Here is a 14,494-nt window from a genome sequence, read left to right on the forward strand (position 1 = left end):
ACATAACTTCGCACCGGCGGTCCCGGCCGACCGTCGGTGCGAACACCCCAGGAGGAATCATGAGCATCGCAGCAGCGAACGTGAGCACCACCCCCAGCACCCACCTGCGCATCACGGCGCGGGGCCGCAAGGTCCTCGCCGCCGTGGTCGCCGCACCGATCGTCGCCGCGCTCAGCGTCGCGGCCCTCGCCGCGGGTGGCTCGGCGGTCGCCACGGGCTCCTCGGTCACGACCGAGTTCGACTACCTGACGGTGCAGGCCGGCCAGTCGCTCTGGAGCATCGCCGAGACGATCGCTCCCGAGTCCGACCCGCGCGATGTCATCGCCGAGATCCGCAGCCTGAACCAGCTGGCCACCTCGTCGGTCCAGCCCGGCCAGCGCATCGCCGTCCCGTCCGACCTCGCCGACTGACCGCCGGCCCGTCGCCCGTCGCCCGTCGCGGGCATCGTTCCCGGCCGGGCTGATGTTCGCGTGCCGCGGCCACCCACTGCGGCGGGGCCGATGCTCGCGCACCGCGGCCACCCACGGCGGCTCGGTAGAATTCCGGGGTGACCTCCCTCGACGAGCTGCCCATCCGCGACGACCTCCGTGGTCTCGAGCCCTACGGCGCCCCGCACCTGCACCTGCCGGTCGAGCTGAACGTCAACGAGAACACCCACCCCATCCCCGAAGACGTCGCCCGCGACATCATCGAGTCGATCGCCCGCGAGCTCATCACGGTCAACCGCTACCCCGACCGCGAGTTCACCGCCCTCCGCGAGTCCCTCGCCGGCTACCTCGAGGGCACAGAGCCCGGCTCCGGCATCACCCGCGAGCACATCTGGGCCGCGAACGGCTCCAACGAGATCCTCCAGCAGATCCTGATGGCCTTCGGCGGCCCCGGCCGTTCCGTGCTCGGCTTCCCGCCCACCTACTCGATGCACTCCATCATCGCCAAGGGCACCGGAACCGAATGGATCGCCGGCGAGCGTGACCCGGGCTTCCTCATCTCGCCCTCCACGGCGGTCGAGTGGATCCAGAAGACCACCCCCGACGTCGTCTTCTTTTGCGCCCCGAACAACCCCACGGGCACCGCCCTCGGCCTCGACACCATCCGAGCCGCCTACGACGCCTTCGACGGCATCGTCGTGGTCGACGAGGCCTATGCCGAGTTCGCCCCCGCCGGTGAGCCCACCGCGCTGTCGCTGCTCGAGGGCCGCCCCCGCCTGATCGTCTCGCGCACCATGAGCAAGGCGTTCGCCTTCGCGGGCGCCCGCCTCGGCTACCTGGCTGCCGATCCGGCGGTGACGGATGCGCTGCGGCTCGTCCGCCTGCCCTACCACCTCTCGGCGCTGACCCAGGCGGCCGCCGTCGCGGCGCTCGCCCACGCCCCCGAGATGCTCGCGATGGTCGACGACATCAAGGCACAGCGCGACCGCATGGTCGAGGAGCTCACCGCCCTCGGCTACTCGCCCTGGCCCACGGCCGCGAACTTCGTGCTCTTCGGCGGCGTCGACGAGCCCGAGGCGCTCTGGCAGCAGCTCCTCGACCGCGGCATCATCATCCGCAACCTCAGCATCCCGGGCCACCTGCGTGTCAGCGCGGGCACCGCCGCCGAGACGACGGCCTTCCTCGACGCCATGCGCGAACTCACGCCGCCCCGCCCCTGAAAGCAGCGCGGATAGGATTGACCCCATGACCGCACCCCGCACCGCCCGCCTGCAGCGCGAGACGAGCGAGTCCTCGATCGAGCTGAGCCTCGACCTCGACGGCACCGGCGTCTCCGACATCCAGACCTCGGTGCCGTTCTACGACCACCTGCTCACCGCCTTCGCGAAGCACTCCCTCACCGACCTGACGGTGCGCGCCACCGGCGACACCCACATCGACGTGCACCACACCGTGGAGGACACGGGCATCCTGCTCGGCCAGGCCATCCGCCAGGCCCTCGGCGACAAGGCCGGCATCTCCCGCTTCGGCGACGCCCTCGTGCCCCTCGACGAGGCGCTGGTGCAGGCCGTCGTCGACATCTCGGGCCGCCCCTTCCTCGTGCACTCCGGCGAGCCCGCGGGCTTCGAGTACCACCTCATCGGTGGCCACTTCACGGGCTCGATGGTGCGTCACGTCTTCGAGGCCATCACCTTCAACGCCGGCCTGACCGTGCACGTCACCGTGCTCGGCGGCCGCGATCCGCACCACATCGCCGAGGCCGAGTTCAAGGCCTTCGCCCGTGCCTTCCGCCAGGCCAAGGCGCTCGACCCGCTCGTCACGGGCATCCCGTCCACGAAGGGGGCGCTGTGAGCACGAAAAGCGCGCCGAGCGTCGTCGTCCTCGACTACGGCAGCGGCAACATCCACTCGGCGGCGAAGGCCCTCGAGCGCGCCGGCGCCGACGTCACCGTGACGGGCGACCGGCAGAAGGCGATGGACGCCGACGGCCTCCTCGTCCCGGGCGTCGGAGCCTTCAGCGCCGTGATGGACCAGCTGACCGCCGTGCGCGGGGGAGAGGTCATCGACCGCCGCCTCGCCGGAGGCCGCCCCGTGCTCGGCATCTGCGTCGGCATGCAGGTCATGTTCGCCGACGGCATCGAGCGCGGCGTCGACACCGAGGGCCTCGGCGAGTGGCCGGGCGTCGTCGAGCCGCTCAAGGCGCCCGTCGTGCCGCACATGGGCTGGAACACGGTCGACGCCCCCGAGGAGTCCGTGCTCTTCGACGGCATCCGCGACGAGCGCTTCTACTTCGTGCACTCCTACGCCGCCCAGGACTGGCAGATCGACCCCGACCCCAAGCGCCGCCCGGCGCGGGTCACCTGGGCCGACCACGGCGGCCGCTTCATCGCGGCGGTCGAGAACGGCCCGCTCTCGGCCACCCAGTTCCACCCCGAGAAGTCCGGCGACGCGGGCATCCGCCTGCTGCACAACTGGATCGCCTCGCTCCGTCGTTGACCCCCGGTCTCCACTGGCCTGGGCCCACGAGCGGGTGGATGCGCGGCCCCCGTCCTCGGGCGGCCGGCGTCTCCAGCCCAGCGGATGCGCGGCCCCCGTTTCGACGCCGGCCGCCCGAGTCGCTACGATCGCGGGGGGCATCCACCCCCTCCGCACCAGCAAGGACACCTCATGAGCGAGTTCAACAAGGCACCGGCCCTCGTGCTGCTGCCCGCCGTCGACGTCGCGAGCGGCAAGGCCGTGCGACTGACCCAGGGCGAGGCCGGCACCGAGACCTTCCACGGCGACCCGGTCGACGCCGCTGCCGACTGGATCTCGCAGGGCGCGGAGTGGATCCACCTCGTCGACCTCGACGCCGCCTTCGGCCGCGGCAGCAACCTCGGCGTGATCAAGAAGGTCATCCGCCAGGCCAAGGGCGTGAGCGTCGAGGTGTCCGGCGGCATCCGCGACGACCGGAGCCTCGAGACCGCGCTGGAGTCCGGCGCCAAGCGCATCAACCTCGGAACGGCCGCCCTCGAGAACCCCGAGTGGGCCGCCAGTGTCATCGCCCAGTACGGCGACGCCGTCGCGGTCGGTCTCGACGTGCGCGGCACGACGCTCGCCGCCCGCGGGTGGACGCAGGACGGCGGCGACCTCTGGCACGTGATGGACCGCCTCGAGGAGGCCGGCTGCGCCCGCTACGTCGTCACCGACGTGACGAAGGACGGCACGCTGAAGGGGCCGAACGTCGACCTCCTCCGCCAGGTGATGGAGCGCACCTCCCGCCCGGTCATCGCCTCGGGCGGCATCTCCAGCCTCGACGACCTCGTCGAGCTGCGCGCGCTCGTGCCGCTCGGCCTCGAGGGCGCGATCGTCGGCCGCGCCCTTTACTCCGGCGCCTTCACCCTCGCCGAAGCCCTGGACGTGGCATCTGACTGACGACCCGGGCGCCCAGCCCGAGGCGGCCCGCGCCCTGCCCTCCCATTTCGCCGACTCCGCCGGTCAGCCCTGGCAGGGCCGGCACTTCGAGTCGCACGGGGCCCCGAGCGACGACGACGGCAGTGCACCGCCGGCCCTCCTCGCAGCCCTGACGGCGTTCCGCGCGGGGGAGGGGGCCCCGGATGCGGTGGTCGACGCCGTCCGCGACGTGCGCCTGCTCGTTCCCCTCGTCGCCCACGCCGGCGACGAGGGCGTCACCGCCACCGGCCTCCGCGTCGACAAGACGCAGGAGCTCTCGCTCGTCACGGTCGCCGGCCCGGGCGGCCGCACCGTGCTCCCGGCCTTCACCTCCGTCGCCGCGCTCGGCGCCTGGAACCCCTCGGCCCGCCCGATCCCGGTCGCGGCTCCCCGGATGGCCCTGGCCGCCGTCGCCGAGGGCACCGAGCTGATCGTGCTCGACCCGGGCTCCGCGACCGAGTTCGTGCTGCGCCGACCCGCGGTCTGGGCCATCGCCCGCAGCGCCCCGTGGCTCCCCGCCGTCGACGACCCCGAGGTGGTGGCGGCCTTCGAGGCGAGCGTCGCCGACGAGCCCGCCGTGGCGGCACTGCGTCTCGTGGCGGGCGACCCGGGCTACCGGATGCTCGGGCACGACGTCGTGGTCGTGCTGGCCCTCGTGCCCGGGCTCGACCAGGCGGCGCTCGGCGCGCTGACGTCGCGACTGCAGGAGCGCTGGGCCGCGCATCCGCTCATCGCGGAGCGCGTCGACTCGCTCGGAGTGCGCCTGACCGCGGTCGGCTAGGCCGACCGCGCCTCAGTTCACCGGCCCGGTGTACTTCTCGCCCGGGCCCTCGCCGACGGCGTCGGGCACCGCGGACGCCTCGCGGAACGCGAGCTGGAGCGACCGCAGCCCGTCGCGGAGGCTGCGCGCGTGCTGGTCGCCGAGGAAGGGCGCGGAGGCGGTGACCAGCCCGGCGAGGGCCGTGATGAGCTTGCGCGCCTCGTCGAGGTCGAGCTCGAGATCGGGGTCGTCGGCCAGGCCGCACTTCACGGCGGCGGCGCTCATGAGGTGCACCGCGGTGGTCGTGATGACCTCGACGGCCGGCACCTCCGCGATGTCACGGATGGCGTCTGAGCTGTCGTCGAAGTGGCTGGAATCGCTCATCGCGAAGAGGTCCTTACTGTTCGGGCGAGTCTCTGCTAGACTCTTCGAGGCTCTGGGGTCATCGGCCCCAGTACGAAAGTGGAGAATCTCCCACCCGCGCATACCGCTTCATCAGGTTACCGGGTCTGCACACCCCTCCCGCTCCGGCGGGAAGACCGGGTGTGACGTGCCGTGATGCGAATGAGAATTCGCGAGCGCGCGTGGTTCCTTGCTTTCGCCCACACACGAAACTAAGGAGCAACGCATCAGCGATCCCCGTACAAACGACCGTATCCGTGTCCCCGAGGTGCGCCTCGTGGGCCCCGGTGGCGAGCAGGTCGGCGTCGTCAGCATCGACGTCGCGCTCCGGCTCGCCCAGGAGGCTGACCTCGACCTCGTCGAGGTCGCGCCCAACTCCAAGCCCCCGGTCGCGAAGATCATGGACTACGGAAAGTTCAAGTACGAAGCCGCGCAGAAGGCCAAGGAGGCCCGCCGCAACCAGGCGAACACCATCCTCAAGGAGGTGCGCTTCCGCCTGAAGATCGACGTGCACGACTACGAGACCAAGCGCAAGCGCGCCGAGGGCTTTCTCAAGGCGGGCGACAAGGTCAAGGCGATGATCCTCTTCCGCGGCCGTGAGCAGTCGCGTCCCGACCAGGGCGTCCGTCTCCTCCAGCGCTTCGCGGAGGACGTCTCCGAATTCGGCACCGTCGAGTCGACCCCGACCATCGACGGCCGCAACATGGTCATGGTCATCGGCCCCCTGAAGAACAAGTCAGAGGCCAAGGCCGAGCAGAACGCGAAGCGCGACGCGAACAAGGCCCGTGCGCACGAGCCGGCCCCCACGAACCCCGGCGACGAGCCGGACGCTCCGGCCACCTCGGCCGAGTAGAAATCCCGACCGGCCTTCCCGGCCGCGACAAGCCCGAACAACACAAGGAGAACCATGCCCAAGCAGAAGACGCACTCCGGTGCCAAGAAGCGGTTCAAGGTCACCGGCAGCGGCAAGATCATGAAGCAGCAGGCCGGTATGCGCCACAACCTGGAGGTCAAGGCTCCCGGGCGCAAGGCTCGCCTGAACAAGGACCAGGTGCTGTCCAAGGCCGACACCAAGGTCGCCAAGAAGCTTCTCGGCCTGTAGCCCCCGCTGCAGCAGCCGACCTAGACGAGAAAGAAGAAGAGCAATGGCAAGAGTGAAGAGGGCTGTCAACGCCCACAAGAAGCGTCGGGTCATCCTCGAGCGCGCCGAGGGCTACCGCGGTCAGCGGTCGCGTCTGTACCGCAAGGCCAAGGAGCAGGTCACCCACTCCCTCGTCTACTCCTACCGCGACCGCCGTGCGCGCAAGGGCGACTTCCGCCGCCTGTGGATCCAGCGCATCAACGCCGCGTCGCGTGCGAACGGCCTGACCTACAACCGCCTCATCCAGGGCCTCGCCCTGGCCGGCATCGAGGTCGACCGCCGCATCCTGGCCGAGCTCGCCGTGAACGAGCCCGCCACCTTCGCGTCGATCGTCGCGAGCGCCAAGGCCGCTCTTCCCGCCGACACCTCGGCTCCGAAGACCGCCGCGTAACTCCACCTCGCAGCACGACCCACAACAGAAGAGAGCCAGCCGCATGCTCGACAATCCGCGATCACCGCGCGTTCGGGCTGTGGCGAAACTCGCCAAGAAGGGAGCCCGGTCCGAGACCGGGCTCTTCCTCTTGGAGGGGCCGCAGGCGGTGGCCGAGGCGCTGACGTTCGCGCCGCACCTGGTGATCGACCTGTTCGCGACCCCGACGGCGCTCGACCGCTACGACGAGATCGCCCGCAAGGCGGCCGACGCCGAGATCGAGGTCGAGTTCGTCACCGAGCACGTCCTCGACGCGATGGCCGACACGGTCACCCCCCAGGGCTTCGTGGCGGTCTGCCGCCAGTTCCCCACGGCCCTGAAAGACATCTTCGCCGCGGGCCCGCGCCTCATCGCGGTGCTCGAGGAGGTGCGTGATCCGGGCAACGCCGGCACGATCATCCGGGCGGCGGATGCGGCGGGTGCCGACGCGGTCATCCTGACGGGACGCTCGGTCGACCTGTACAACCCCAAGGTGGTGCGCTCGACCACGGGCTCACTGTTCCACCTCCCGGTCGCCGTCGAGGCGACACTCGACGACGTGCTGCGCCGCGCCCGTGAGGCCGGGCTGCAGGCCCTGGCGGCCGACATCAAGGGCGACGACCTGCTCGACGTGCGCACCGCGGGTCTCCTCGCCGAACCCACCGCGTGGGTCTTCGGCAACGAGGCCAGGGGCCTCTCCGACGACGACCTCGCGGCGGTCGACCGCGCCGTCTCGCTGCCGATCTACGGCCAGGCCGAGTCGCTGAACCTCGCCACCGCCGCATCGGTGTGCCTCTACGAGAGCGCGTTCGCCCAGCGCTCCTGAGCATGTTTCGCTTCGGTTACAGAAGCGCTCCCCGCGTTGCACCCCCCTGAAGGGGTGTGGTTGGGTGTTGACCATGAGTTCCGCCGATACCCCTGTTCGAGTGTCAGGCGGCGCCGAGGCCCCGCTCGTCGTGATCGATCACGTCGACAAGCACTTCGGTGAGCTGCACGTGCTGAAAGACATCTCCACCACCGTCGCCCGCGGCGAGGTCGTGGTGGTCATCGGCCCCTCGGGGTCGGGCAAGTCGACGTTCTGCCGCGCGATCAACCGCCTCGAGACGATCGACTCCGGCACCATCACCATCGACGGCACGGTGCTGCCGAGCGAGGGGCGCGAGCTCGCGACGCTGCGGGCCGACGTCGGAATGGTGTTCCAGGCGTTCAACCTGTTCGCGCACAAGACGGTGCTCGAGAACGTCACGCTCGCCCCGATGAAGGTGCGCGGGCTCTCCCGCAAAGACGCCGAGGCGCGCGCCATGACCCTCCTCGAGCGCGTCGGCGTGGCCAACCAGGCGAAGAAGATGCCGGCCCAGCTCTCGGGCGGCCAGCAGCAGCGCGTGGCCATCGCCCGGTCGCTCGCGATGGAGCCGAAGCTCATCCTGCTCGACGAGCCCACCAGTGCGCTCGACCCCGAGATGATCAACGAGGTGCTCGACGTCATGGTCGGTCTCGCGAAGGACGGCATGACGATGATCGTCGTGACCCACGAGATGGGCTTCGCCCGCAAGGCCGCCGACCGCGTGCTCTTCATGGCCGACGGCCGCATCGAGGAAGAGGCTGCCCCCGAGCAGTTCTTCGGCAACCCCCAGTCACCGAGAGCGAAGGACTTCCTCTCCAAGATCCTCGCCCACTAGGCGGGAACCATCCCGCGCATCTGCCGCGGGGAACACAGCACACGAGAGGTACGACCAATGAAGCACACGAAGCTATCGTTCTTCGCACTCGCCGCGGCGACCGCCCTGGTCCTGACGGGATGCGCGGGGTCCGACGACGCCGCCGACAGCGAGGAGACGCCTGAGGCGGCGCCCACCTTCGCTGCGGGCTCCACGATGGAGCGTCTGTCGAGCGCCGGCGAGATCACGATCGGAACCAAGTTCGACCAGCCCCTGTTCGGGCTCGTCGGCCCCGACGGCACCCCCGAGGGCTTCGACGTCGAGATCGGCAAGATCATCGCCGACAAGCTCGGCATCGACGACGACAAGATCACGTGGGTCGAGACGGTCTCGGCCAACCGCGAGCCCTTCATCCAGAACGGCGAGGTCGACATCGTGGTGGCGACCTACACGATCAACGACAAGCGCAAAGAGGTCATCTCCTTCGCCGGGCCGTACTACACCGCCGGCCAGAGCATCCTGACCCTGAGCGACAACGACGACATCAAGACCGAAGACGACCTGGTCGGCCAGAAGGTCTGCTCGGTCACCGGCTCGACCCCGGCAGCCAACCTCGAGGCGCTCGGCGCCGACGTGGTGCTCACCGACACCTACACGAACTGCCTCGAGCCGCTGCGCACGGGCCAGGTCGTCGCGGTGTCGACCGACAACGTCATCCTCGCCGGCCTCGCCGCGCAGAACGAGGGCGAGTTCCAGGTCGTCGGCAAGCCCTTCACCGAGGAGCCCTACGGCATCGGCCTCGCGAAGGACGACACCGACTTCCGCACCTTCATCAACGACACCCTCGAGGAGTCCTACGAGGACGGCTCCTACGAGGAGGCCTGGAACGAGACGGCCGGCGCCGTGCTGCCGTTCGTCGAGCCCCCGGCGGTCGACCGCTACTGATCCATCCGGTGGGGAGCCGCTCAGGCGGCTCCCCACCTCCCTGCCCGATCCCACAGATCGATAGATCCGACCGATAGAGAGGAGTGCGAGTGAACGTCGTCATCGACAACCTGCCGGCCTACCTCGAGGGCTTCGGCCAGACGCTCTCGCTGCTCCTCATCGCGGGGTTGGGAGCGCTCGTGGTCGGCACGCTCGTCGCCGCCATGCGCATCTCGCCCGTGCCGGCGCTCTCGAGCGTCGCCGCCGTCTACACCGAGCTGCTGCGCAACACCCCGCTCACGCTCGTGCTGTTCTTCTGCGCGATCATCCTGCCCTACCTCGGGTCGGAGCTGCCCTACTTCTGGTGCGCCGTCATCGGCCTCACCGCCTACACCTCGCCGTTCGTCGCCGAGGCGCTGCGCTCGGGCATCAACGGTGTGCCCGTCGGCCAGGCCGAAGCAGCGCGCAGCCTCGGCCTCGGCTTCGGGCAGACGGTGAGCATCGTCATCTTCCCTCAGGCATTCCGGATGGTCATCCCGCCGCTGATCAACGTGCTGATCGCCCTGACCAAGAACACCTCGGTGGCCGGCGGCTTCTTCGTCGCCGAGCTCTTCGGGGTCGGCCGCACGCTCGCGAACGCGAACGGCAACGCCGTGATCGCGGTGCTGCTCGCGGTGGCCACCTTCTACCTCGTCATCACCATCCCGCTCGGCATCCTCGCCGGACGGCTCGAGAAGAGATTCGCGGTGCAGCGATGAGCGCCTCCGTCCTGTTCGACGCCCCCGGGCCGCGCGCCAAGCGCCGCTCCCGCATCGCGTCGGCGATCGTCATCGTGGTCGTGCTCGCCGGCCTCGCCTGGATCGTCTTCACCCTCGCCCAGCCGCGCGAGTCCGGCGGCATCACGCTGCCCGGCTACTTCGACTGGACCCGCTGGGAGAAGCTCGTCACCGACCCGGAGTTCTGGGGCGCGGTGGGCCGCGGTGTTCTCGGCACGCTGCAGGCCGCGGCGATCGCCGCGGTCGGCGCCATCGCGATCGGCGTGCTCTTCGCCCTGCTCCGCACCTCGCCGCTCGCCGTCGTGCGGGTGCCGACGACCATCCTGCTCGAGTTCTTCCGCGGCATGCCCGTGCTGCTGATGATGCTCTTCATCCTCCTCGTGGGGTCGACGGGAGCGTTCTGGGCGGTCGTCATCGCCCTCGCCGTCTACAACGGTGCCCTGATCGGGGAGGCGTTGCGCGCCGGCATCGTCTCGCTGCCGCGCGGCCAGCGTGAGGCGGGGCTGAGCCTCGGCCTCACCCGGCTGCAGACCAAGCTGCAGATCGAGTTCCCCCAGGCGTTCCGGCAGATGCTGCCGATCATCGTCGCCCAGCTCGTCGTGCTGCTGAAAGACACGAGCCTCGGCTACATCGTCGGCTACAACGAGCTGATCCGCACCACGATGAACAACCTGTCGAGCTTCTACGGCAACCGCTACCTCTTCACGCTGTTCATCATCACGCTCGTGATCTACCTGGCGATCAACCTCACGCTCTCCTGGGTCGCCCGCCGGCTGGCGCGTCGCCGCTCGCCGAGGGTCGCGACGGTGCTGCTCGACGGCGGCGCCCAGGGCGGCCGTGCGATGCCCGGCCCGCTGGCGGCGGCGAACGGCAACCCCGAGAACGCCGCGACGGAGTGACCCGGGCGGCGCAACCGCACCGCACCCCGTAAACTTGTGCCTCGTGTCTGAACCCATCGCCATCACCGAGCAGGCGGTGAGTGACGCGGTCGACGCGGCGCTCGCAGCGCTCGCGACCGCCACCGACTCCGCCGAGCTCCGCGCCGTGCGCTCCGCCCACGCGGGGGAGGGCTCGACGCTCGCCGTGCTCAACGCACAGATCAAGTCGCTGCCGGGCGACCAGAAGGCCTCCGCCGGCAAGCTCGTCGGCCAGGCACGCGCCCGGGTCAACCAGGCCATCGCCGCCCGCGAGACCGAGGTCGTCGCCCTCGAGGAGGCGCAGAAGCTGGCCGCCGAGACGGTCGACGTGACGGCGCTGCCGACCCGACGCCGCATCGGCGCCCGCCATCCGCTCTCCCTGCTGCAGGACCGCATCGCCGACATCTTCGTCGGCATGGGGTGGGAGGTCGCCGAGGGCCCCGAGGTCGAGAGCGAGTGGTTCAACTTCGACGCGCTGAACTTCGACGCCGACCACCCGGCGCGCGCGATGCAGGACACCTTCTTCATCGACCCGCCCGAGTCGCACCTGGTGCTCCGCACCCACACCAGTCCCGTGCAGGTGCGGAGCCTGCTCGAGCGCCCGCTGCCCGTGTACGTGATCGCGCCGGGTCGCGTCTACCGCACCGACGAGCTCGACGCCACGCACACCCCGGTCTTCAGCCAGGTCGAGGGCATCGCCATCGACAAGGGCCTCACCATGGCGCACCTCCGCGGCACGCTCGAGCACTTCGCCACGCAGATGTTCGGCGAGGGTGCGAAGATCCGCCTGCGGCCCAACTACTTCCCGTTCACCGAGCCCAGTGCCGAGATGGACGTCTGGCAGCCGGGCGCCAAGGGCGGTGCGCGCTGGGTGGAGTGGGGCGGCTGCGGCATGGTCAACCCCAACGTGCTCCGCTCGGCGGGCATCGACCCCGACGAGTACTCGGGCTTCGCGTTCGGCATGGGCATCGAGCGCACCCTGCAGTTCCGCAACGACCTCAACGACATGCGCGACATGGTCGAGGGCGACGTGCGCTTCTCCCAGCAGTTCGGAATGGTGGTCTAGTCATGCGGGTTCCTCTCTCCTGGCTCGCCGAGTACGTCGACCTCCCCGTCGGCGCCTCGATCGCCGACGTGCACGCCGCCCTCGTCAAGGTCGGTCTCGAAGAGGAGGGGTCTCACGACTTCGACCTCCAGGGCCCGATCGTCGTGGGGCAGGTGCTCGAGTTCGTGCCCGAGCCGCAGTCCAACGGCAAGACCATCCGCTGGTGCCAGGTGCGCGTCGCGCCCGAGGGGCAGCAGGCCGCCGACGGCGGGGCGGATGTGCGGGGCATCGTCTGCGGCGCCGGCAACTTCTTCGAGGGCGACAAGGTCGTCGTGACGCTCCCGGGCGCCGTGCTGCCCGGCGGCTTCGCCATCGCGGCCAGGAAGACCTACGGCCACGTCTCCGACGGCATGATCGCCTCCGCCCGCGAGCTGGGGCTGGGGGAGGACCACGACGGCATCCTCCGTCTCAGCACCCTGGGCCTCGACCCCGAGGTCGGCACCGACGCGCTCCCGCTGCTCGGGCTCGACGACGAGGCCGTCGAGGTCAACGTCACGCCCGACCGCGGCTACGCCTTCTCGATCCGCGGCATCGCGCGCGAGTTCTCCAACTCCACCGGTGCGGCCTTCCGCGACCCGGTGGCGCGCGTGACCCCGGTCGCCGCGAACGGGTTCCCGGTCGCCATCCACGACGAGGCGCCGATCCGCGGCCGCGTCGGCGCGACGGTGTTCGTCACCCGCGTGGTGCGCGGCGTCGACCCCACCCGGCCGAGCCCCGCCTGGTTGGTGTCGCGGCTGAAGCTCGCCGGCATCCGCTCGATCTCGCTCGTGGTCGACATCACCAACTACGTGATGCTCGAGTTCGGGCAGCCGATCCACGGCTACGACCTGGATGCGCTGCAGGGCGGCCTCGTCGTGCGCCGCGCCGCCCCGGGCGAGACCCTCGAGACCCTCGACGGCCAGACCCGCACGCTGCACGCCGAAGACCTCGTGATCGCCGACGACCGCGGCGCCATCGGCCTCGCGGGCGTGATGGGCGGAGCCTCGACCGAGATCGGCGACGGCACCACGAACGTGCTCGTCGAGTCGGCCAACTTCGACCCCGTGTCGATCGCCCGCACCGCGCGCCGGCACAAGCTGCCGAGCGAGGCCTCCCGCCGCTTCGAGCGCGGGGTCGACCCGGCCGTGGCCCAGCCGGCCGCCGCCCGCGTGGTCGAGCTGCTCGAGACGCTCGCCGGAGGCACGGCCGACGACGGTCTCGGGTCGGTGCACCACGAGCATCCGGAGCCCGGCTCGATCGTGCTGCCCTTCGGCTTCGTTCAGCGCCTCGTGGGAGTCGACTTCACCAGCGACGAGACGGCTCACGCGCTCGCCGAGATCGGCGCCACCGTCGAGGAGACCTCGGCCGGCTTCGTCGTCACGCCGCCGTCGTGGCGCCCCGACATCACCGACAAGGCCTCGCTCGCCGAGGAGGTGGCGCGCATCGTCGGCTACGACCGCATCCCGTCGATCCTCCCCGTCGCGCCTCCCGGCCGGGGCCTCACGGTCTCCCAGGTGACCCGTCGACGCACGGCCGACGTGCTCGCGGCCGGCGGCCTGACCGAGGTGCTCGCGTACCCGTTCGTCGGAGCCGCGATGAACCGTGCCTTCGGCAGCCCGCGTGACGAGGAGGTGCCGGCGATCCGCGTCGCCAATCCGCTCGACGCCGAGGCGGCCCTGCTGCGCACCTCGCTCATCCCCGGACTGATCGAGATCGCCCGCCGCAACCTCTCGCGCGGCCTGACCGATCTCGGGCTGTTCGAGCTGGGGCTCGTCTTCCTCCCCGAGACCGGACGCGAGTACGGCCAGGCCGAGCTTCCCGCCGGGGGCCGACTGCCCGACGCCGGCGAGCTGGCCGAGCTGCACGGCGGCATCCCGCCGCAGCCGCGTCACATCGGCGTGCTCGTGCTCGGCAACGCGGTCGACAAGCAGCCCGGCCAGCCCGCCGTGCCCGCCGGAATCGCCGACGTGCTCGACGTCGTGCGCCTCGTCGAGTCGGCACTCGCCGTCGAGCTGCGCGTCGCCGCCGGATCGCACTCGGCGATGCACCCGGGGCGCACCGCCGAGGTCTTCGTCCGGAGCGCCGACGGGGTCGAACGGAGCGTCGGCTTCGCCGGCGAGCTGCTGCCGACGCTGACGCACGAACTCGACCTGCCCCGCGTGGTCGGGGTCGCCGAGCTCGACCTCGACGCGCTGCTCGCGGCCGCGGGCGAGGCGATCGAGGTGGCTCCGATCTCGGGCTACCCGGCCGCCACGCAAGACCTCTCGCTGGTCGTCGACGCGTCGATCCCGGCCGGCGACGTCGAGCGGGCCGTGGTCGAGGGTGCGGGCGAGCTGCTCGAGGGCATCCGCCTGGTCGACGACTACCGGGGCACGGGTGTTCCGGATGCCGCCAAGTCCCTGACGTTCGCCCTCCGCTTCCGGGCTCCCGATCGCACCCTCACCGCCGCCGAGGCGAGCGAGGCGAAGCTCGGCGGCGCGGCGAAGGCCGGCGAGCTCTTCGCCGCGACCGTGCGCGAGTAGCCCCCGCCGCTCGAGGAGCCCTCGCGAAAAGGGGGCGCCCGC

The 14,494-nt window shown here is 70.8% G+C and carries 17 protein-coding genes; 16 read left to right on the forward strand and 1 reads right to left on the reverse strand.

Going from position 1 to position 14,494, the window contains the following annotated elements; translation table 11 throughout:
- The first annotated feature begins 59 nt into the window (after positions 1-59).
- The 6 genes from BJ984_RS10095 (at position 60) to BJ984_RS10120 (ending at position 4,640) form a co-directional block, all read left to right on the forward strand.
- Positions 60-410, forward strand: a complete 351-nt coding sequence (locus tag BJ984_RS10095; RefSeq protein ID WP_173183868.1) for a LysM peptidoglycan-binding domain-containing protein — start codon at positions 60-62, stop codon at positions 408-410.
- Positions 411-547: 137 nt separating this feature from the next.
- The gene (locus BJ984_RS10100; protein WP_179547904.1) at positions 548-1,648 is read left to right on the forward strand and encodes a histidinol-phosphate transaminase; all 1,101 of its coding nucleotides are present in this window, start codon (positions 548-550) and stop codon (positions 1,646-1,648) included.
- Between the two features lie 25 nt (positions 1,649-1,673).
- The gene (gene hisB / locus BJ984_RS10105; RefSeq protein WP_179547905.1) at positions 1,674-2,279 is read left to right on the forward strand and encodes an imidazoleglycerol-phosphate dehydratase HisB; all 606 of its coding nucleotides are present in this window, start codon (positions 1,674-1,676) and stop codon (positions 2,277-2,279) included.
- On the forward strand, positions 2,276-2,923 hold the full coding sequence (gene hisH / locus BJ984_RS10110) for an imidazole glycerol phosphate synthase subunit HisH (RefSeq protein WP_179547906.1): 648 nt from the start codon (positions 2,276-2,278) through the stop codon (positions 2,921-2,923). Before hisB ends, hisH begins: the two co-directional genes overlap by 4 nt.
- A 171-nt stretch (positions 2,924-3,094) precedes the next feature.
- A complete protein-coding gene (gene priA / locus BJ984_RS10115) occupies positions 3,095-3,841 on the forward strand; it encodes a bifunctional 1-(5-phosphoribosyl)-5-((5-phosphoribosylamino)methylideneamino)imidazole-4-carboxamide isomerase/phosphoribosylanthranilate isomerase PriA (protein ID WP_179547907.1) in 747 nt (248 codons plus the stop codon).
- 34 nt (positions 3,842-3,875) lie between these two features.
- Entirely contained in the window at positions 3,876-4,640 is a 765-nt protein-coding gene (locus tag BJ984_RS10120; protein ID WP_246306700.1) for an SseB family protein, read from the forward strand.
- Positions 4,641-4,652: 12 nt separating this feature from the next.
- Here the strand turns inward: BJ984_RS10120 and BJ984_RS10125 are convergent, their stop codons facing one another.
- Positions 4,653-5,003: a DUF1844 domain-containing protein gene (locus BJ984_RS10125; protein ID WP_173183873.1), complete on the reverse strand. Its 351-nt coding sequence runs from the start codon at positions 5,001-5,003 to the stop codon at positions 4,653-4,655.
- A gap of 244 nt (positions 5,004-5,247) precedes the next feature.
- Here BJ984_RS10125 and infC point away from each other — a divergent pair, with 244 nt between their 5' ends.
- The 10 genes from infC to pheT all read left to right on the forward strand — a co-directional run bounded on the left by infC (position 5,248) and on the right by pheT (position 14,452).
- On the forward strand, positions 5,248-5,874 hold the full coding sequence (gene infC / locus BJ984_RS10130; protein WP_179549414.1) for a translation initiation factor IF-3: 627 nt from the start codon (positions 5,248-5,250) through the stop codon (positions 5,872-5,874).
- A 54-nt stretch (positions 5,875-5,928) separates the two neighbouring features.
- Positions 5,929-6,123, forward strand: a complete 195-nt coding sequence (gene rpmI / locus BJ984_RS10135; protein ID WP_173183874.1) for a 50S ribosomal protein L35 — start codon at positions 5,929-5,931, stop codon at positions 6,121-6,123.
- 43 nt (positions 6,124-6,166) lie between these two features.
- Positions 6,167-6,553 carry a 50S ribosomal protein L20 gene (gene rplT, locus BJ984_RS10140; RefSeq protein WP_137836111.1) on the forward strand — a complete coding sequence of 129 codons (387 nt, stop codon included), beginning with the start codon at positions 6,167-6,169 and terminating at the stop codon, positions 6,551-6,553.
- A 43-nt stretch (positions 6,554-6,596) separates the two neighbouring features.
- Positions 6,597-7,397, forward strand: a complete 801-nt coding sequence (locus tag BJ984_RS10145; RefSeq protein WP_179547908.1) for a TrmH family RNA methyltransferase — start codon at positions 6,597-6,599, stop codon at positions 7,395-7,397.
- A gap of 73 nt (positions 7,398-7,470) precedes the next feature.
- Entirely contained in the window at positions 7,471-8,250 is a 780-nt protein-coding gene (locus BJ984_RS10150) for an amino acid ABC transporter ATP-binding protein (RefSeq protein WP_179547909.1), read from the forward strand.
- A gap of 57 nt (positions 8,251-8,307) precedes the next feature.
- A complete protein-coding gene (locus BJ984_RS10155; protein ID WP_179547910.1) occupies positions 8,308-9,174 on the forward strand; it encodes a glutamate ABC transporter substrate-binding protein in 867 nt (288 codons plus the stop codon).
- Between the two features lie 89 nt (positions 9,175-9,263).
- The gene (locus tag BJ984_RS10160; protein WP_173183878.1) at positions 9,264-9,911 is read left to right on the forward strand and encodes an amino acid ABC transporter permease; all 648 of its coding nucleotides are present in this window, start codon (positions 9,264-9,266) and stop codon (positions 9,909-9,911) included.
- Positions 9,908-10,828 (forward strand): amino acid ABC transporter permease, encoded by a 921-nt coding sequence (locus tag BJ984_RS10165; protein WP_179547911.1) that lies wholly within the window; start codon positions 9,908-9,910, stop codon positions 10,826-10,828. Before BJ984_RS10160 ends, BJ984_RS10165 begins: the two co-directional genes overlap by 4 nt.
- 43 nt (positions 10,829-10,871) lie before the next feature.
- On the forward strand, positions 10,872-11,912 hold the full coding sequence (gene pheS / locus BJ984_RS10170) for a phenylalanine--tRNA ligase subunit alpha (protein WP_179547912.1): 1,041 nt from the start codon (positions 10,872-10,874) through the stop codon (positions 11,910-11,912).
- 2 nt (positions 11,913-11,914) lie between these two features.
- A complete protein-coding gene (gene pheT, locus BJ984_RS10175; RefSeq protein WP_179547913.1) occupies positions 11,915-14,452 on the forward strand; it encodes a phenylalanine--tRNA ligase subunit beta in 2,538 nt (845 codons plus the stop codon).
- Positions 14,453-14,494: the final 42 nt, after the last annotated feature.

This window comes from Herbiconiux flava, from assembly GCF_013409865.1.
Lineage (GTDB): Bacteria > Actinomycetota > Actinomycetes > Actinomycetales > Microbacteriaceae > Herbiconiux > Herbiconiux flava.